18 protein-coding genes are annotated in these 17,251 nt (G+C 67.6%); 9 read left to right on the top strand and 9 right to left on the bottom strand.

All coding sequences use genetic code 11. The annotated features are described in order from the left end of the window. The 4 genes from AC06FB_RS18130 to AC06FB_RS18115 all read right to left on the bottom strand — a co-directional run. Positions 1-733 (bottom strand): endonuclease/exonuclease/phosphatase family protein (locus AC06FB_RS18130; RefSeq protein WP_478053961.1); only part of this gene is annotated, 733 nt, incomplete at its 3' end. A 53-nt stretch (positions 734-786) separates the two neighbouring features. Next, on the bottom strand, positions 787-1,614 hold the full coding sequence (locus AC06FB_RS18125) for a thiol:disulfide interchange protein DsbA/DsbL (protein WP_053519866.1): 828 nt from the start codon (positions 1,612-1,614) through the stop codon (positions 787-789). 106 nt (positions 1,615-1,720) lie between these two features. Next, a complete protein-coding gene (locus AC06FB_RS18120) occupies positions 1,721-2,368 on the bottom strand; it encodes a thiol:disulfide interchange protein DsbA/DsbL (RefSeq protein ID WP_193396784.1) in 648 nt (215 codons plus the stop codon). Between the two features lie 105 nt (positions 2,369-2,473). Continuing rightward, positions 2,474-3,274, bottom strand: a complete 801-nt coding sequence (locus AC06FB_RS18115; RefSeq protein ID WP_065175142.1) for a c-type cytochrome — start codon at positions 3,272-3,274, stop codon at positions 2,474-2,476. A 156-nt stretch (positions 3,275-3,430) separates the two neighbouring features. Here AC06FB_RS18115 and yihA point away from each other — a divergent pair, with 156 nt between their 5' ends. Further along, entirely contained in the window at positions 3,431-4,033 is a 603-nt protein-coding gene (gene yihA / locus AC06FB_RS18110) for a ribosome biogenesis GTP-binding protein YihA/YsxC (RefSeq protein ID WP_053519877.1), read from the top strand. A gap of 67 nt (positions 4,034-4,100) precedes the next feature. Here the strand turns inward: yihA and AC06FB_RS18105 are convergent, their stop codons facing one another. The 3 genes from AC06FB_RS18105 to AC06FB_RS18095 all read right to left on the bottom strand — a co-directional run bounded on the left by AC06FB_RS18105 (position 4,101) and on the right by AC06FB_RS18095 (position 7,164). Further along, positions 4,101-5,072 (bottom strand): MBL fold metallo-hydrolase, encoded by a 972-nt coding sequence (locus AC06FB_RS18105; RefSeq protein ID WP_478053960.1) that lies wholly within the window; start codon positions 5,070-5,072, stop codon positions 4,101-4,103. A 566-nt stretch (positions 5,073-5,638) separates the two neighbouring features. Beyond that, complete coding sequence (locus AC06FB_RS18100) at positions 5,639-6,463, bottom strand: helix-turn-helix transcriptional regulator (protein WP_460255992.1); 825 nt, start codon at positions 6,461-6,463, stop codon at positions 5,639-5,641. Continuing rightward, a complete protein-coding gene (locus tag AC06FB_RS18095) occupies positions 6,460-7,164 on the bottom strand; it encodes a VIT1/CCC1 transporter family protein (RefSeq protein WP_065175139.1) in 705 nt (234 codons plus the stop codon). Before AC06FB_RS18095 ends, AC06FB_RS18100 begins: the two co-directional genes overlap by 4 nt. A gap of 152 nt (positions 7,165-7,316) precedes the next feature. Here AC06FB_RS18095 and AC06FB_RS18090 point away from each other — a divergent pair, with 152 nt between their 5' ends. After that, the gene (locus AC06FB_RS18090) at positions 7,317-8,681 is read left to right on the top strand and encodes a glutamate--cysteine ligase (RefSeq protein WP_065175138.1); all 1,365 of its coding nucleotides are present in this window, start codon (positions 7,317-7,319) and stop codon (positions 8,679-8,681) included. A gap of 90 nt (positions 8,682-8,771) precedes the next feature. Here AC06FB_RS18090 and AC06FB_RS18085 read toward each other — a convergent pair whose 3' ends face one another. Further along, positions 8,772-9,824 (bottom strand): NAD(P)-dependent alcohol dehydrogenase, encoded by a 1,053-nt coding sequence (locus AC06FB_RS18085; RefSeq protein ID WP_053517445.1) that lies wholly within the window; start codon positions 9,822-9,824, stop codon positions 8,772-8,774. Positions 9,825-9,931: 107 nt separating this feature from the next. On the opposite strand from AC06FB_RS18085, the gene AC06FB_RS18080 reads away from it, so the two are divergent. Together AC06FB_RS18080 and AC06FB_RS18075 are read left to right on the top strand one after the other, a co-directional pair. Beyond that, positions 9,932-10,816 carry a LysR family transcriptional regulator gene (locus AC06FB_RS18080; protein ID WP_478053959.1) on the top strand — a complete coding sequence of 295 codons (885 nt, stop codon included), beginning with the start codon at positions 9,932-9,934 and terminating at the stop codon, positions 10,814-10,816. Positions 10,817-10,882: 66 nt separating this feature from the next. Next, positions 10,883-11,551, top strand: a complete 669-nt coding sequence (locus tag AC06FB_RS18075) for an SMI1/KNR4 family protein (RefSeq protein ID WP_478053958.1) — start codon at positions 10,883-10,885, stop codon at positions 11,549-11,551. 31 nt (positions 11,552-11,582) lie between these two features. Here the strand turns inward: AC06FB_RS18075 and AC06FB_RS18070 are convergent, their stop codons facing one another. Beyond that, entirely contained in the window at positions 11,583-11,987 is a 405-nt protein-coding gene (locus AC06FB_RS18070; protein ID WP_065175136.1) for a VOC family protein, read from the bottom strand. A gap of 130 nt (positions 11,988-12,117) precedes the next feature. Between AC06FB_RS18070 and AC06FB_RS18065 the strand changes: the two genes are divergently transcribed. The 5 genes from AC06FB_RS18065 to AC06FB_RS18045 all read left to right on the top strand — a co-directional run bounded on the left by AC06FB_RS18065 (position 12,118) and on the right by AC06FB_RS18045 (position 17,154). Next, positions 12,118-13,140 carry a glycoside hydrolase family 43 protein gene (locus AC06FB_RS18065; protein ID WP_478053957.1) on the top strand — a complete coding sequence of 341 codons (1,023 nt, stop codon included), beginning with the start codon at positions 12,118-12,120 and terminating at the stop codon, positions 13,138-13,140. 68 nt (positions 13,141-13,208) lie between these two features. Beyond that, positions 13,209-13,484 (top strand): metal/formaldehyde-sensitive transcriptional repressor, encoded by a 276-nt coding sequence (locus AC06FB_RS18060; protein ID WP_053517440.1) that lies wholly within the window; start codon positions 13,209-13,211, stop codon positions 13,482-13,484. Between the two features lie 58 nt (positions 13,485-13,542). Continuing rightward, positions 13,543-14,652, top strand: coding sequence for an S-(hydroxymethyl)glutathione dehydrogenase/class III alcohol dehydrogenase (locus AC06FB_RS18055; RefSeq protein ID WP_065175135.1), 1,110 nt, complete (start codon positions 13,543-13,545; stop codon positions 14,650-14,652). Positions 14,653-14,703: 51 nt separating this feature from the next. Next, the gene (gene fghA / locus AC06FB_RS18050; protein ID WP_263175724.1) at positions 14,704-15,534 is read left to right on the top strand and encodes an S-formylglutathione hydrolase; all 831 of its coding nucleotides are present in this window, start codon (positions 14,704-14,706) and stop codon (positions 15,532-15,534) included. 192 nt (positions 15,535-15,726) lie between these two features. After that, a complete protein-coding gene (locus AC06FB_RS18045) occupies positions 15,727-17,154 on the top strand; it encodes a GGDEF domain-containing protein (protein ID WP_478053956.1) in 1,428 nt (475 codons plus the stop codon). The last annotated feature ends 97 nt before the right edge of the window (positions 17,155-17,251 follow it).

Genomic DNA, 17,251 nt, shown 5'->3' with positions numbered 1-17,251 from the left:
GCAGGGCGCTGGCCGGTACGTCGATGGCCATGGCCAGCGCCAGATGGTCCGAGAAGGCCGCCGGTACGGCTTCGACCGCGCGGGTCTGCAGGCTGCTGCTGACCAGGATGTGGTCGATGGCGCGGTCCGGGCGCCAGCTGGGGAATGTCGGCACGATGCAGCCTGGAGGCTGCAGCCGCGTCTTCTGGTACAGCACCTGCATTTCCGGCCGTTCGGCCAGGCAGTTGAAGTCACCCATCAGCACGGCATTGGGGTGGTCGGACAGCAGCTCGGCGATGAAACCGAGCTGTGCCATCCGCGAACCGGCACCCAGCGAGAGGTGGGCCACGGCCACGGCCAGGCCGTCCCTGCCATCACCGAACCTGGCCAGCAGCACGCCACGCCCGCCGATGCGGCCGGGCAGGGCGTGGTCCTGCACCTCCACCGGCTCCAGTTTGCTCAGCAGGCCGTTGGCACTGGATGCAACCCCGCCCATGCGCCGGTTCGGCTGGTGGCTCCAGTAGTTGAAGCCGGCACGCTGGGCCAGGTAGTGGGTCTGGTTGGTGAAGCCCGAACGCAGGCTGCCTGGATCGGCTTCCTGCAGGCCAACGATGTCGTGCCCACGCGCCAGTGTGGCAATCGCATCAAGACTGCTGCGCTTGCGACCCGCCGGCAGCGCATGTGACCAGCTGCGGGTCACATAGTCGCTGTAGCGGCGGGTACTGGAGCCGGCCTGGATGTTGGCCGTCAGCAGACGCAGGGTCCGTGTAGAGGGGGAATTCACGGCCGGGGACAGCTTCTCTTGGATCAGTGAGCCTGGGCCGCACCGCGCTCGCGGGCGATCAGGTGGTCGGCGATGCGCAGCATGTCCGGGAAGCTCTTGCCCTTCACCAGGTACTTGCCATTGACGATGATCGACGGGGTGCCGCTGATCTGGCTGCGCTGCGCGAACTGCTTGGCCGAGTTGGTCTTGGCATTCACCGCGAAGCTGCCCATGGTGGCGGCGAACTGCTTCGGATCGACGCCGTAGCCGGCGTAGAACTTGGCGATGTCCTCGACCGAATCACGGCCGCGTTCGCCCTTCAGGGTCTTCTGCGAGTGGATGGCGGCGTACAGCGCCTCGTGGGTCTTCTCCTGCACGCCCAGCGTCTGCGCGGCATAGAAGGCACGGGCGTAGTCGTCCCAGGTGCCGCCGAACATGGCGGGCACGTAGACGAAGTTCACGTCGCCCGGCAGACCGGCTTTCCACGGGCCGACCAGCGGCTGGAAGGCGGCGCAGGCCGGGCAGACGTAGCCGAAGATCTCGACCACTTCGACCTTGCCGGCAACCGGCTGGAAGGGCTGGCCGTTCGGAATTTCCTGGTAGTCCTCACCGGCCACCGGCGCCGGACCGGTCAGCGCGGTGGTGGTCGGGGCCGGAGCGGCCGCCGGAGCGGCTTCGGCGGCCTTCTCGCCTTCGGCTGCCGGGGCCGCGCCTGCGTTGTCAGTGGCCGGTGCCGCAGCGGGGTCGGTGCTGGCCGGGGTGGTGGTCGGCTCGGCCGGGGCGGCGGAGGTGTTGGCGGTGCCGTCGTCGGCCTTGCAGGCCGCCAGGATCGGCAGCAGCGCTGCGAGTGCGAGGGCGTAGCGGATCTTCATGGAAGCGTCTCCAGCATCTGGAATGGTGGGGCCGGCGGCGGGCGCCGGCCAGGGGGAAATGATGACACGCGGCGGCGACAGCGCCGTGTCGGGAGTGGGCGTTGGTTCAGCGGCCGCGGTTGGCGCGGACCTGGGCGATCAGCGCCGAGGCAATGCGCAGCTGGTCGTCGAAGCTGTTGCCGCGGACCAGATACTGGCCGTTGATGATCAGCGCCGGGGTACCGGGGATGCGGGTACGCTGGGCGAATGCCCGCGCTGCATCGACCTTCTTCTGCACGGCGTCGCCCCGCAGGGCCTGGATGTAGCGCTCGGGCGCCACGCCGTAGCCCTTGTAGAAGGTGGCGAGCTCATCGGCCGAGACATTCTGCATCGGCAGGGTGCCCTGCTCGTGCAGTGCCTTGAACACGGCCGCATGGCTGCGCTTGGCGACGCCGACTTCTTCGGCGGCGTAATAGGCCAGCGCCCAGGCATCCCAGGCGCCCCCGAACGCCGCCGGCACCGGAGTGAAGCGCACATCCGCCGGCAGCTTGGCCGCCCAGGCTTCCAGCTGTGGTTCGAAACGCGCGCAGTGCGGGCAGGTGTAGCCGAACACCTCGACCACTTCGATCTTGCCGGCGAGCGGCTGGAACGGACCGGCCTGGGCGATGCGCTCGTAGTCGCGACCTTCGACCAGCGGGGCTGCGGCAGGGGCGGCACTGGCGGCCATCGGCAGCAGCACCAGCAGGGACAACAGCAGGCGGGGAATCAACCTCATCGACACGCATCTCCGTTGAAAAAGCAACGCCGGCGCAGTCGCCGGCGTGAAGGAAACATACCGCAGGCGCGGGCCGCGGTGGCGGCCCGGGCCGACCAGTGGCGGTCAAGGGGCGGCGGCCGGTCGTGCCGGCGTGGCTTCGGTGGCCACGTCGTCGGCCCGGTTGTGCAGGCCCTGCAGGTAGCTGGACAGCGCCTGCACTTCCTGTTCGGTCAGCTTCTGTGCCACCGCGGCCATGATCTGGAAGTGTGCCTTGTCGGTTTCGTTGGTCTGCCCGGCCTGGTACTCCTGCAGGCGGCGCGCGACATAGCTGGCGTGCTGGCCACCGATATGCGGGTAGGCCGGGCCCGGGTTGCCGGCGCCGCTGGGGCCGTGACAGGCCATGCAGGCCGGCAGCCCGCGCGACGCGTCGCCGCCGCGGTACAGCTGCTGGCCGATCTGGTAGAACTTCATGCCCTTGTAGGGGCCTTCGGTCACCGCCGTGTCGTCGGCGATGCCGGCGGTGGCCTTCTGCGTGGCGAAGAACGCGCCGATGTCGCGCATGTCCTGCGGGGTGAGGTTCTGCACGAACGGCACCATCGCCACTGCCGCACCGGAGCTGCGCTGGCCGTTGGCGATCAGGGCCATCTGCTGGGCGACATAGCGCTCGCTCTGCCCGGCGATGGACGGGTACATCTCGACCGTGGAATTGCCGTCGGCACCATGGCAGGCCGCGCAGGCCGCAGCCTTGCCCTGGCCAGCCTTGGCATCGCCCCAGGTCGTCTTGCTGAAATCCACCTCCAGCGAGGCGGTGTTGATCGGCCCGTTGTCGGGCAGCGGGGTCAACGTGGTCTGCGCGAACGCAGCGGCGGCAACCACGACAGCAGTGGCAAGGGCGGATACGGCAAGAACGCGAGCGTGGCGCATGCTAAAGCTCCGTATGGACCGGGCCGGGCGGTGGCCGCCGGCATCGTCCGGATTATCAACGGCGTTTCCACGCACGGTCAACGAAGCAGTGCAGCAAAATCCCCGCTGGGGCCGTCGGCACGGGCGCGCGGCGCCGCAACATGCGATCCTATGCGCATGTCATTGCTCCTTGAACGCGCCCGTTACCACCTCTCGGCCCACAACGCGCGGCAGCTGCCGCCCGACGAAGGGGCCGAAGTGGCCTTCGCCGGCCGCTCCAACGCCGGCAAGTCCAGCGCCCTCAATGCGTTGACCCGGCAGAATGCCCTGGCCCGCGTCTCCAAGACCCCCGGCCGCACGCAGCAGCTGGTGTTCTTCCAGATCACCCCGGAAGCAAGCCTGGTCGACCTTCCCGGCTACGGCTACGCCAAGGTGCCGCTGGAGCTGCAGGCGCACTGGCAGGCCTTCATCGACCGGTACTTCCGTACCCGGGAGGCACTGAAGGGGCTGGTGGTGGTGATGGACATCCGCCACCCGCTGAAGGACTACGACCGCCAGATGCTGTCTTACGCCGTACAGCGCGGCCTGCCGGCGCATGCGCTGCTGACCAAGGCCGACAAGCTGGGCCGCGGCCAGCAGATGCAGACACTGCAGAAGGTGCGCAAGGAACTGCAGTCGGCCTACGGCGACAGCGTCAGCGTGCAGGTGTTTTCCGGTGAGGACCGCACCGGCGTGGACGAAGCCCGTGCCGTGATCGGTGGCTGGCTGGGCCTGGAATAACCTCTCGCCCGCCGGGCATGGCCCGGCGCTACCGGATCGGTGGGGGCCGACCTTGGTCGGCACACCCTCACAATGGCGAATACTCCGCCGGCACCCAGGCATAGGCCTGGCCGTCCCTGCGCACGTGGCCGAGGCCCGGGAAAGGCAGATGCGCACCCGCCACCCACCACGCCCCGGCGGTGGCCTGCTGCAACAGACTGCGGCGGCTGGCCGTGGCCGCCTTGCGGTCCGAATCGGCCTCGAACGCGGCTTCCGGGTGGGCGAACTGCACCGCGTGGAAGTGCAGCACGTCGCCCCACACCAGCAGTGACTGGCCCTGGCTGTCGAACCGGTAAGAGACGTGGCCGGGGGTGTGGCCATGGGTATCCATCGCCAGGGCACCGCCGGGGAGGGCATCGCCTGGCTGGAAGGTACGCAGGTGGCCGCTGGCCTGATAAGGCGCCACGGCGGTTCGGGCGAGCGGGAAGGCAAAGCGCACGCCCTCCGGTGCGGTGGTTTCGCTGGCCGGGTTGAGCCAGTAGTCCGCGTCGGCCCTGGACAGCCACAGCGTCGCGTTCGGATAGGCCGGCCTGCCCTGCGCGTCGAGCACGCCGCACAGATGGTCGGGGTGGGCGTGGGTCAGCAGGATGTCGTCCACCTCGGCGGGATCCACGCCTGCGGCACGCAGGTTGCCCAGTACCTGGCCCAGGCCGGGACCGAAGCACTGTGCGGTGCCCGTGTCGACCAGGGTGAGGTGATTGCCCTGGCGGATCAGGTAAGCATTGACTGCGGTCTGGAGGCCCTTGCTGTCTTCGGGGACATAGCGGCCTTCCAGCAGGCGGGTGACCAGCGTCGGCGGCACGTCGACCACTTCCTGCCGGCCGAGTGCGACCACGCCATCGAACAGGGCGGTGACCTGCAGGGTGCCTATGCGGTGGTGATAGACGCCGGGCATCTGCCGGGTGGGTGCGGGTGAGGTGGCTTCGGCGAGTGCGGTCAGCGGCAGCGCAGCCAGGGCCAGCAGCAGGGCGCCGTGCAGCGGCAGGTGATGCAGGGTCATGAGGGTTCTCGATGGAGGACGGGCGGTTCCGTTGCGGCTAGCGTGCCGTGGCCGGCGTGCGCGCGGCGCTCAAACCGCTGCGCGGAATGCTCAGGGAGTGGGGGCTGGCAGGGCTGCGCCCTGCACCCGCAGAGGCAACGGCCGAAGCAACAGCGGGCTATCCGTGGATGGCGGGGTGGGTCCGGCTGCGGGGGACGCCGTAAATACGTCCCTGTAGGCTCGGTCGCGCCATCCATGGCGCTCACTCCCCCGCAACCGGACCCACCCCGCCTTCGACAGTTTTCCACGATCTGTCGGAAATGCGCTTGGGGTCAGATCCGTTTTCCGCAGGAAAACGGATCTGACCCCGGAATTTCATTCGATCAGCCGCCGGAATCTGTCGAAGGCGGGGCACTGTGGGTGGGCAGGACCGTTGGCGCCATGGATGGCGCCATCGAGCCCCCATGGATGGGTTTACGGCGTGTCCTGGCCATCCACAGTGCCCCGCCCTCCCACGGATAGCCCGCTGTTGCTGTTGCTTCGGCCGTTGCCTCTGCGGGTGCAGGGCGCAGCCCTGCCTGACCCCCTCAGATGTCTGTAGGAGCCAGTCCGTACTGCTCGGCGAAGCGCTTGCTGAAACTGGCCGCGGAACGGTAGCCCGCGCGCGCGGCCACGGTCTTCAGCGGCAGGTCGGTGGTGTACAGCAACTGCATGGCGTGGGCCAGTCGTGCCTCGGTCAGCAGCTGGCGCAGGCTGGTACGCTCGGCCGCCAGCCGGCGACGCAGGGTGGCGCCGCTCAGGGCGAACTGCTCCTCCAGATCACGCGATTGCCAGTCGCGCGCAGGTTCAGCGGCGACACGATCCCGTATCTGCTCACCCAGTGTCGGTGCCGTGGGCAGCAGCAGGTTGCCGTGGCCCTGCCGGCACAGGGTCAGCACCATCGAGGCCAGGGCCAGCCGGGCGTCGCTGTAATGACCGTCCTGCAGCGATTGCCGCCAGCGGCGCAGCACGGCGCCATGTTCGGCCAGCGACAATCGCGCCATCGACGGACCAGCGTTGGGCAGTTCCTCGTTCCACAGTGTCCGCGCCGCGGCCAGCACTTCCGCACACAGCGGCACGATGGCGCTGAGGTAACGGCCGCTGCGCGGGTCTGGACGGTTGACCACGTCGATGCGGCAACGCTGGGTCAGCAGCAGTATGTCGCCGGGCGCGAACTCCAGCGTCTGGTGTGCGGTACGTACCTGCTTGCGTCCTTCCAGCAGGATCGCGAACTGCGGTTGCGGGATCTCCACCGAGCTGGCGCCATGCTCGCGCCGTGCGGTGATGCAGGCATAACCCTCGGCGCGATCACAACCGGCCAGCGAAGACATCTCGGCCAGCAGCGCCGTTGCTGCGGGCAGCATCGTGGTCATGTCACGTGGGCTCCCAGCAGCCGGCCGACGCCGGCGGCTGCAGCCATTGCGAGTGCGCCCCAGAACATGACGCGCAGGGCGCCGCGCAGGGCAGGCGCACCTCCAGCGCGGGCCGCCATCGCGCCGGTCACGCACAGGCCCAGCAGGGTGCTGGCGGTGGTCACCCCTGCCACGGAGTCGGCCGGTGCCAGCAGTGCGGTCAGCACCGGCAGGGCCGCCCCACAGGTGAAGGCTGCGGCCGAGGCCAGTGCGGCCTGCAGCGGCCGGGCGCGCAGGGTATCGGTGATGCCCAGTTCGTCGCGAGCGTGTGCACCGAGGGCATCATGGGCGGTGAGCTGTTCGGCCACCTGCCGCGCCAGCGCCGGGGCCAGGCCGCGATGGCGGTAGATGGCGGCTAGCTCTTCCAGCTCGCTGTGCGGATCATCCTGCAGTTCGCGCTTCTCCATCGCCAGGTCGGCGCCTTCGGTGTCGGCCTGGGTCTGCACCGAGACGTACTCGCCGGCGGCCATCGACATCGCCCCTGCGACCGTGCCCGCCAGGCCGGTGGCCAGCAGGGTGCTGGCCGATGCGCCACTGGCGGCAACGCCGACCACCAGCCCTGCCACTGAAACGATGCCGTCGTTGGCGCCGAGCACGGCGGCGCGCAGCCAGCCGACGCGGTCGGCCCTGTGTCGTTCCGGATGGCGCGAATGACGGGTCATGCCTTGCAGTGTACGAGGGTCAAGAGGTCGTCGGTAGGATGCTGAAACCCGTCTCCGTCGCATGCTGCGACGGGGCGCCACGCTATAGTGCGCCCTTGCGATGGAAGGCTCCCAGCCCCACATCCCCCGTCACCGTACAGCGAGTCTTCCCCTTGTCGAGCCCCAGCCACGTCGCCGATACGCCCATTACCGACCGCTCGCAGCTGGTGGAGGTGATCGCCTCCGGCGAAAAGCCCCGCGCGCAGTGGCGCATCGGCACCGAGCACGAGAAGTTCGGCTTCCGCCTGGACGACCTGCGACCGCCGGCCTTTGAAGGCGAGCGTGGCATCGAGGCCCTGCTCAACGGCCTGGTCCGTTTCGGCTGGGAACCCGTGCAGGAAAACGGCAACACCATCGCCCTGCTGCGCGATGGCGCGTCGGTGACGCTGGAACCGGCCGGCCAGCTGGAACTGTCCGGCGCGGCGCTGGAGACCATCCACCAGACCTGTGTGGAGACCGGTACCCATCTGAACGAAGTGGCGCAGGTGGCCGGCGAGCTCCAGCTGGGCTTCCTGGGCATGGGCTTCCAGCCGAAGTGGGCGCGCGATGAGATGCCGTGGATGCCGAAGGGCCGCTACAGGATCATGCGCGCGTACATGCCCAAGGTCGGTTCGCTCGGCCTGGACATGATGACCCGTACCTGCACGGTGCAGGTCAACCTGGACTACGCCAGCGAAGCGGACATGGTGAAAAAGTTCCGCGTTTCGCTGGCACTGCAGCCGATCGCCACCGCGCTGTTCGCCGACTCGCCGTTCACCGAAGGCAAGCCGAACGGCTACCTGAGCTATCGATCGCACATCTGGACCGACACCGACGCCGACCGCACCGGCATGCTCGACTTCGTGTTCGAGGATGGCTTCGGCTATGAGCGTTACGTCGATTACCTGCTGGACGTGCCGATGTACTTCTCCTACCGCGATGGCATCTACCACGATGCCAGCGGGCAGAGCTTCCGCGATTTCATGCAGGGCCGGTTGCCGGTGCTGCCGGGCGAGTTGCCGACCCTGCGCGACTGGTCGGACCACACGACCACGGCGTTCCCGGAAGTGCGCCTGAAGAAGTATCTGGAGATGCGGGGCGCCGATGGCGGTCCGTGGAGCCGCCTGTGCGCCCTGCCGGCGTTCTGGGTCGGCCTGCTGTACGACGACACCGCGCTGGATGCGGCCTGGGATCTGGTGCGTGACTTCACCCTGGCCGAGCGCCATGTCCTGCGCGACGGCGTGCCGAAGCATGCGATGAACCTGCCGTTCCGCGATGGCACCGTGCGCGATCTGGCGCGCGAGGCGGTGAAGATTTCCGTTGAAGGCCTGAAGCGCCGCGCCGCGCGCAATGCCGATGGCCAGGACGAGAGCAAGTTCCTGGATGTGCTGCAGGAGATCGTCGAATCCGGCCTGACACCGGCCGAGCGCAAGCTGGCGCTGTTCCATGGTCGCTGGCACGGCAACGTGGACCCGGTGTTCCGGGAATTCGCGTACTGAATGCGGCCGCCGGGCCATGCCCGGCGGGTGTTGCGCGCAGAAAAAACCCCGGCCTCCACGCCGGGGTTTTTCATTCCATCAGCCGGGCCGTCAGGCCTTGAGGCTGGCCATGTCGATCACGAAGCGATAGCGCACATCGTTCTTCGCCATGCGTTCCCACGCGTGGTTGACATCCTTGATGTCGATCACCTCAACATCGCTGACGATGTTGTGCTCGGCGCAGAAATCCATCATTTCCTGGGTCTCGGCCATGCCGCCGATGGCCGAGCCGGTGACGTGCTTGCGGCCGAAGATCACGCTGGCACCCATCAGGGGCGGGTCCAGCTCGGTGATGACGCCGACCAGGCACATGGTGGCATCGCGCTTGAGCAGGCTCATGTACGGGTTGGTGTCATGGCTGACCGGCACGGTGTTGAGCAGGAAGTCGAAGCTGTTGGCGTGCGCCTTCATCTGCGCCGGATCGCGCGAGACCAGCACCTCGTCCGCGCCCAGGCGCTTGGCGTCGGCGCCCTTTTCCGGGGTGGTGGTGATCATCACTACGGTGGCGCCCATCGCCTTGGCAAACTTCACGCCCATGTGGCCCAGGCCACCCAGGCCGATCACGCCCACCTTCTGGCCGGGGCCGACCTTCCAATGGCGCAGCGGCGAGTAGGTGGTGATGCCGGCGCACAGCAGCGGCGCGGCGGCCTTCAGGTCCAGCGTCTCGGAGACCTTCACCACGAAGCGCTGCTCGACCACGATGTGGTCGGAGTAGCCGCCCATCGTCAGCTCACCGGTATTGCGGTCGCGGCTGTTGTAGGTATAGGTCGGACCCTTTTCGCAGTACTGCTCAAGGTCGTGGTCGCAGGCATCGCAATGGCGACAGGAATCCACCATGCAGCCGACGCCGGCGATATCGCCGACGCTGAGGCGGGTGACGGCCGGACCGACTTCGACCACGCGGCCGATGATTTCGTGGCCGGGAACCATCGGGTACTCCGCGCCGCCCCAGTCGTCGCGGGCCTGGTGCAGGTCGGAGTGGCAGATGCCGCTGTACAGCACTTCGATGCGGACATCGTTGGCGCCGACAGCGCGGCGTTCGAAGGTGAAGGGCTCGAGCGGAGCGGTATTGGTACGCACCGCATAACCATGGGCGAGGGACATGGGGAATCCTTGGCGGGGTTTGTGGAAAGGCGTTTTACAATACGCCCCTCATACCCGCCCACAAAGCGTGGATATCGGCATGATTCATCAAGGCAGACTGCACAATCATGGCCACTGACAATCTCACCCACCTGGCCGCCTTCGCGGCGGTGGCCCGCCACCGCAGCTTCCGCCGGGCCGGCGCCGAACTGGCCCTGTCGACCTCGGCGGTGAGCTATGCGATCCGGGCACTGGAAGAGCGGTTGGGGGTGGGCCTGTTCCATCGCACTACCCGCAGCGTGGCCCTGACCGAGGCCGGGCAGCGCCTGCTGGACCGGTTGCAGCCGGCGCTGGGCCAGGTGCACGAGGCGCTGGAGGAAATGAACCAGTTCAGGGACAGCCCGACGGGCCTGCTGCGCATCAACGCGGCCCGCGCGGCAGTGCCGACCCAGCTCGGCCCACGCCTGACCCGCTTCCTGCGCGCGCACCCCGATGTGCGCCTGGAGCTGACCGAGAACGATGGGCTGGTGGACATCGTTGCCGAAGGCTTCGATGCCGGCGTGCGGCTGCATGAGTTCGTGCCCGAGGACATGGTGGCCGTGCCGTTGGGCCCGGCCCTGCACGGCATGATCGTGGCCTCGCCCGAGTATCTGCGCCGGCACCCGGCACCGCAGCATCCCCGCGACCTGCTGCAGCACGAATGCATCCGCTTCCGCTTCGCCAGCGGTCACCTGTACAAGTGGCAGTTCGACCGCGATGGGCAGTCGCTGGAAATCGACGTGCGTGGGCGACTGACGCTGAGCGAGCAGACCACCATCATGCGCGCGGTGCTGGATGGCTTCGGCCTGGCCTATGTTCTCGAGGATGCCGCGCGCCCGCACATCGAGGCCGGGCGGATGGTGGCGGTACTGCAGGACTGGAGCGAACCGTTTCCCGGCTTCGTGCTGTATTACCCCAGGCAACGGCAGATGGCGTCGGCCTTGCGCGCATTCGTGGACATGCTGCGCGAATAGAGCCATGCCTGCGCGGACGCTGCCTGTCGAGGTAAAGTGCGCGCCGATCCAATCACAGGGACGTTCATGCATACGCTTGCCGAGATCGAACTGGCCACCGGCCAGACCTTTCCTGCTCTCTACCACCGGCTCGATACGGAAGACCGGCTGAGCTGGGGGGCGACCCATCCGCAATGGGCGCAGGTGTTCCTTCCGGAGCTGCAACCGGTGCCGCCGATTCTGCTGTATGCGCAGGATTACGAGCCGCTTGAGCGTGGCGAACTGCTCGAGGCCTGGCAGGAGCTGACTGCAGAGGATCACTACAACCCATTGCGCGAGGATCTGCAGCTGCTGCCGTTCGCCCGCACGGGGGCCGGTGACAGCTACTGCTTCTGGACCAATGCGCCGGGCTGCGACGAGCCGCCGGTGCTGCTGGTGTGGCACGACGATGATCGCGCTGACGTACTGGCCCGCAACCTTCAGGATTTCCTGTTCCGCAAGATGGTGGAGGCAGTGGCGGACTACGAGGCCCCCTACACGCTGTTGTCGCACGGTGACCTGGCCGACAATCTCCAGCGCTGGCTGGGCTCGCATCGCGCGTGGCTGCGGGACGACCAGGCCACTGCGCTGGAGGCCCTGTTTGCACGCAGCGCAGAGATCGAGCAGGGAGAGATCGATGAGGATCAGGCGCAGGCGCTGGTGCAGCAGCTGATCGGATTCGAGCGGCTGGACGAATCATTCGCCTACGTGCGCTGATGCTGGCGGCGGGCCCGGTGCATTCCGCCGATCAATCCAGCAAGGCGTCGTAGCCGGGGCCGGTGAACTGGATCAGGCAGAAGCCGTGTCCGAACGGATCCGCCAGCATTGCGATGCGCCCCCATGAACGCTCGCGTGGCGCCTGCTCGAGCGCCGCGCCTGCCGCCAACGCCTGGGCAAGGGCGGCGTCGAGGTCCTCCACGATCCAGTCGATGTGCAGCGCGGTCCAGTGACGTTCGTAATCCCGCACGTCACCGTCGACGGTAGCTGCGCTGCCCGCTTCGTTCTGCAGCAGATAGAGCGGTGTCGGGCCGCCCAGCAGTTCCAGCACCTCCGGGCCGAGACGGCGCCCGGCATGGAGGCCGAAGGCGCGTGTGTAGAACGCCTCGGCGGCCGCGAGGTCCGGAACGTCCAGATTGATGATGAAGGGGATCATGGCCCGGGTCCTGCGTTGTGCCAGGCACCATGCGCCGATGATTCCCGTCGATCAAGAGGGTGCGCGGTTTGAGGCAGCGCGTCGCGGAAAGGCGCCGGCGATCGTTCTAGACTCGAGCGATCGAACCTGCATGGGAGTGGCTCTGATGGGACTGCGCGAATGGGGGAGGGGGGCCGCACTGGCCGTGCTGCTCGCAGCCACTGGCGTCGGCATCGCGGATGCGCGTGACAGCCAGGCACCGGTGATGTCCGGCAATCCGATCCTGCCGGGCTGGTACGCGGACCCGGAGGCGGCCGTATTCGGCAGCACCTACTGGATCTTCCCCACGCGCTCGCGGCCCTATGCAGAACAGGTTGCCTTCGATGCCTTTTCGTCGCCCGACCTGGTGCACTGGCGCCGGCACGACAGCGTGCTGTCCATCGAGAACATTCCCTGGGCCAGGCAGGCGTTGTGGGCACCCTCGGTGGTGGCCAACGACGGGCGCTACTTCTTCTTCTTCTCCGCCAATGACATCCAGAACGACGGCGAGACCGGTGGCATCGGCGTGGCCGTGGCCGACCAGCCCGAAGGGCCTTACCGCGATCTGCTCGGCAAGCCACTGGTGGGCGCGTTCCACAATGGCGCGCAGCCGATCGACCAGTATGTGTTCAAGGATGACGATGGTGCCTGGTACATGATCTATGGCGGCTGGAAGCACGCCAACATCGTGCGCCTGAAGGCGGATTTCAGCGGCCTGCTGCCCTGGGACGACGGCACGCTGTTCAAGGAGATCACGCCGGCGCCGGAGTACGTGGAAGGTCCGCTGATGTTCAAGCGGGGCGGTCGCTACTACTTCATGTGGTCCGAAGGCGGCTGGGGCGAGCCGGACTACTCGGTGGCCTATGCGATCGCCGACGCGCCGACCGGGCCGTTCACACGCATCGGCCGGGTCCTGCAGCAGGACCCGGCCATCGCGACCAGCGCCGGGCACCACTCCCTGATCCACGCGCCCGGCGATGACACGTGGTACATCGTCTACCACCGCCGGCCGCTCCACCAGACCGACCGCAATGCCCGCGTCACCGCGATCGATCGCCTGTACTTCGACGCGCAGGGCCGCATCCTGCCGGTGAAGATGACGCACGAGGGCGTACCCGCGCACCGCCTGCGCTGAGGCGCAGGATGTACCTTTCCGCCACCTGTGTATACTATCCCCCAGTATAGTTCCTGAGTCACCCTGCCATGCCGCACTCTCCCGAAGAGAAGAAGAAGGTCCTGGCCCGCGTGCGCCGCATCCGCGGCCAGTGCGATGCACTGGACCGTGCGCTGGAAGCCGGCGCCGACTGCGGGCCCGTGCTGCAGCAGATCGCCGCCATCCGCGGGGCGGTCAACGGGCTGATGTCCGAGGTGATGGAAGCCCACCTGCGCGAAGAGTTCGGACAACCCGCAGCGTCCGATGAACAGCGCGCCGAGCGCGTGCGCGAGATGAGCGGGCTGATCCGCTCGTACCTGAAATAAGCAACGGCGCAGCATAGCGTCGTCCATCTGTTACTGCCTGTCTTTGGAGAATCCCACCATGAAATCCCGTGCCGCCGTCGCCTTTGCTCCCGGCCAGCCGCTGCAGATCGTCGAGATCGACGTCGCCCCGCCGAAGGCCGGCGAAGTGCTGGTCAAGATCACCCACACCGGCGTCTGCCACACCGATGCGTTCACCCTGTCAGGGGATGATCCGGAAGGTCTGTTCCCGGTGGTGCTGGGCCATGAAGGTGCCGGCATCGTGGTGGAAGTAGGCGAGGGCGTGACCAGCGTCAAGCCGGGTGACCACGTGATTCCGCTGTACACCGCCGAGTGCGGCGAATGCCTGTTCTGCAAGAGTGGCAAGACCAACCTGTGCGTGTCGGTACGCGCGACCCAGGGCAAGGGCGTGATGCCCGATGGCACCAGCCGCTTCAGCTACAACGGCGAGCCGATCTATCACTACATGGGCTGCTCGACGTTCAGCGAGTACACAGTGGTGGCCGAAGTCTCGCTGGCGAAGATCAATCCGCAGGCGAACCCGGAACATGTCTGCCTGCTCGGCTGCGGTGTCACTACCGGCATCGGTGCGGTGCACAACACGGCCAAGGTGCAGGAAGGCGACAGCGTGGCAGTGTTCGGCCTCGGCGGCATCGGCCTGGCCGTGATCCAGGGCGCGCGCCAGGCCAAGGCCGGCCGCATCATCGCGGTGGATACCAATCCGTCCAAGTTCGAGCTGGCGCGTGAGTTCGGTGCGACCGACTGCATCAATCCGAAGGACTTCGACAAGCCGATCCAGCAGGTCATTGTTGAAATGACCACCTGGGGCGTGGACCACAGCTTCGAGTGCATCGGCAACGTCAACGTGATGCGCGCGGCGCTGGAATGCGCGCACCGTGGCTGGGGCCAGAGCGTAGTGATCGGCGTGGCCGGCGCCGGCCAGGAAATCTCCACCCGTCCCTTCCAGCTGGTCACCGGCCGCAAGTGGATGGGCACGGCCTTCGGTGGCGTCAAGGGTCGCAGCCAGCTGCCGGGCATGGTGGAGGACGCGATGAAGGGCGACATCGAACTGGCGCCGTTCGTCACCCACACCATGGATCTGGACGGGATCAACGATGCCTTCGATCTGATGCACGAAGGCAAGTCGATCCGTTCGGTCGTGCACTACTGAGCCATCCCGGGTGGCAGGCCATCAGGGCTGCCACCCTTCTGGAGAGACACCATGGAACGCATCGAACATCGTGCCTGCTTCGGCGGTTGGCAGGACGTGTACCGTCATCCCTCGTCCACGCTGGGCTGCGACATGCAGTTCGCCGTTTACCTGCCGCCGCAGGCGGAAACGCAGGCGCTGCCGGTGCTGTACTGGCTGAGCGGACTGACCTGCACCGAACAGAACGTCATCACCAAGGCGGGCGCGCAGCGCTATGCGGCCGAACATGGCGTGATTATGGTCGCGCCCGACACCAGCCCGCGTGGCGACGATGTCGCCGACGCGGAGGGCTACGATCTGGGCAAGGGTGCCGGCTTCTACCTCAACGCCACCCGCGAGCCGTGGTCCAAGCACTACCGCATGCATGACTATGTGGCGCAGGAACTGCCGGCGCTGATCGAGGCGAACTTCGCGGTGACCGGGGCACGCGCGATCAGTGGTCACTCGATGGGAGGTCACGGTGCACTGGTGGTCGCGCTGCGCAATCCGGGGCGTTACCGCAGCGTGTCGGCATTTTCGCCGATTGTTGCCCCCAGCCAGGTGCCCTGGGGACAGAAGGCGTTCCAGGCCTATCTGGGCGACAACCGCGCCGACTGGGCCGCGTGGGATGCCTGCGAACTGATCGCTGCGGCCAGCGAACGCTTGCCGCTGCTGGTGGACCAGGGCGGGGCCGATGAGTTCCTGCAGAGCCAGCTGCAGCCGCAGCGCCTGCAGCAGGCCTGCGACGCCGTCGGCCATCCGCTGACCCTGCGCCTGCAGGATGGCTACGACCACAGCTATTACTTCATCGCCAGCTTCATCGGCGAGCACATCGCTCACCACGCCCGCGCGCTGCACGGCTGAATAGCCCGCGTGACAGCTGCGGTCCCGGGGACGCAACCGCGCATGCCCCGGCGCGACGGACCGCCTGCGTCGATGTAGCGCCGCGCCATGCCCGGCGCAGGGGCAGGGGAAGCAGGTGTGGCGTGGATCACGCCTCCATGGCGGCCTGTCGCGCTATCGTGCGTGCAGACAGGCTTGCGCAGTGGGGGATGCATGCCGGTAGTGCTGGCGCTGCTGTACGTGTTCGGCCATGGCCTGGTCGTGGCCCTGTGGCCGGGGCCGGCAGGCCTGGGTTCGTTCGTGTTCCTCACCGGCGCGCCGCTGCTGGCCGCCGCCGCATGCCTGTGGCGCGCGCGTGCGGATCGCGCCGCGCTGGGCTGGCGTGCCATCGCGCTGGCACTGCTGCTGTGGGCGGGGGGCATGGGCATCAACATGCTCGATGCACTCCGTGCCGACCGCCCCGACATCACCCCGGGCGCCAGCCTGCTGCTGTACGTGCTGTATGGCGTGCCGCTGGTGTTCATCCTGGCCCGCTCGCGGCGGGAGCGCTGGGCCATCAGCGTGATCGACGGAATCATGGCGGCCCTGCTGGGCGTGCTGTTCTTCGTGCATACCCAGTCATTTGCCGACCATGTCGGCATCGACGACCAGGCGCTGGCCAACATGCAGCGCATGTTCGATATCCAGAACCTGTGCATCGCTGTCTTTGCCATCGTGCGCTGGGTGTCCTGTGATGTCCCGGAGCGACGCAGCGTGTTCCGCGCGCTGGCGCTGTACGCGCTGGCCTATCTGCTGGTGGCCTACTACATCAACCACTTCACCTCCGAACAGTCTTTCGGCGCCTACAACGATCTGCTGATCGACGTGCCGTTCCTGTTGCTCGCGCTGCTGGCACTGCGGCGGTCGCCAGCTACCGGATTCGTGCTGCAGCCGCGGCTGGCCCGGCTGGTGCAGGCCGGCGGCCCGATCATCCTGCCGCTGCTGCTGCTGGTGGTGGGCACCCTGGTGGTGGACCATGCCAGGCCCCTGGCATTGGCTGGATTCGTTCTGGCCACGTTGGGGTTCAGCCTGCGCAGTGCGCTTCTGCAGATCGATCTGCTGGAACGGCAGGCCGGGCTCGACCAGCTCGCGCGCCAGGATGGCCTGACCGGCGTAGCCAACCGCCGCCAGTTCGATGCCGAACTGCAGGCCGAATGGAACCGGGCGCGGCGGAGCGGCAGCGAACTGGCGCTGCTGCTGGTCGATATCGATCATTTCAAGGCGTTCAATGATGCCCATGGTCATCCCGCCGGCGACCGTTGCCTGCAGGCCGTGGCGGCGCTGCTGCAGCACAGCGCCGGGCGTGCGGGCGACAGCGTGGCGCGTTACGGCGGTGAGGAATTCGCGGTGATCGTGCCAGGCACGGCGTTGGACGGCGTACAGGCCTTGGCCGAGCGGCTGCGACGCGCGGTGGAAGCGCTGCAGCTGCCGGAAGGGCGGGTCAGCATCAGCATCGGCATCGCATTCCTGCATCCGCCGGCAACAGCCGATGCCGGGCAGCTGCTCGCCGATGCGGATGCGGCGTTGTATGTGGCCAAACGCGCGGGACGCAATCGTGTGGCGATGCAGGGCGCAGCGCCGGCCGGTGCAGACGGCCACTAGACCCCGCCCCGCGCATTCGCCAAGGGAACGCGGTTCTGCCGCTGGTGGCTGTCGCCCGCGGACGCGCCTTCGTCGGCGGTACCCGCACTCCGTCGCA

The sequence above is a fragment of the Stenotrophomonas sp. Steno-C15 genome, from assembly GCF_056393265.1.
The sequence above is the reverse complement of the archived record's forward strand: the minus strand, read 5'-3'. Positions and strand labels throughout refer to the sequence as shown.

What these genes read in the sequence shown, in the direction of transcription:
- AC06FB_RS18060 (WP_053517440.1), top strand. Translation starts at nt 13,209, where the DNA reads ATGCCGCACTCTCCCGAAGAGAAGAAGAAGGTCCTGGCCCGCGTGCGC.
- AC06FB_RS18080 (WP_478053959.1), top strand. Translation starts at nt 9,932, where the DNA reads ATGGCCACTGACAATCTCACCCACCTGGCCGCCTTCGCGGCGGTGGCC.
- fghA (WP_263175724.1), top strand. Translation starts at nt 14,704, where the DNA reads ATGGAACGCATCGAACATCGTGCCTGCTTCGGCGGTTGGCAGGACGTG.
- AC06FB_RS18045 (WP_478053956.1), top strand. Translation starts at nt 15,727, where the DNA reads ATGCCGGTAGTGCTGGCGCTGCTGTACGTGTTCGGCCATGGCCTGGTC.
- AC06FB_RS18105 (WP_478053960.1), bottom strand. Translation starts at nt 5,072, where the DNA reads ATGACCCTGCATCACCTGCCGCTGCACGGCGCCCTGCTGCTGGCCCTG.
- AC06FB_RS18125 (WP_053519866.1), bottom strand. Translation starts at nt 1,614, where the DNA reads ATGAAGATCCGCTACGCCCTCGCACTCGCAGCGCTGCTGCCGATCCTG.
- AC06FB_RS18055 (WP_065175135.1), top strand. Translation starts at nt 13,543, where the DNA reads ATGAAATCCCGTGCCGCCGTCGCCTTTGCTCCCGGCCAGCCGCTGCAG.
- AC06FB_RS18100 (WP_460255992.1), bottom strand. Translation starts at nt 6,463, where the DNA reads ATGACCACGATGCTGCCCGCAGCAACGGCGCTGCTGGCCGAGATGTCT.
- AC06FB_RS18115 (WP_065175142.1), bottom strand. Translation starts at nt 3,274, where the DNA reads ATGCGCCACGCTCGCGTTCTTGCCGTATCCGCCCTTGCCACTGCTGTC.
- AC06FB_RS18120 (WP_193396784.1), bottom strand. Translation starts at nt 2,368, where the DNA reads ATGAGGTTGATTCCCCGCCTGCTGTTGTCCCTGCTGGTGCTGCTGCCG.
- yihA (WP_053519877.1), top strand. Translation starts at nt 3,431, where the DNA reads ATGTCATTGCTCCTTGAACGCGCCCGTTACCACCTCTCGGCCCACAAC.
- AC06FB_RS18070 (WP_065175136.1), bottom strand. Translation starts at nt 11,987, where the DNA reads ATGATCCCCTTCATCATCAATCTGGACGTTCCGGACCTCGCGGCCGCC.
- AC06FB_RS18065 (WP_478053957.1), top strand. Translation starts at nt 12,118, where the DNA reads ATGGGAGTGGCTCTGATGGGACTGCGCGAATGGGGGAGGGGGGCCGCA.
- AC06FB_RS18085 (WP_053517445.1), bottom strand. Translation starts at nt 9,824, where the DNA reads ATGTCCCTCGCCCATGGTTATGCGGTGCGTACCAATACCGCTCCGCTC.
- AC06FB_RS18095 (WP_065175139.1), bottom strand. Translation starts at nt 7,164, where the DNA reads ATGACCCGTCATTCGCGCCATCCGGAACGACACAGGGCCGACCGCGTC.
- AC06FB_RS18075 (WP_478053958.1), top strand. Translation starts at nt 10,883, where the DNA reads ATGCATACGCTTGCCGAGATCGAACTGGCCACCGGCCAGACCTTTCCT.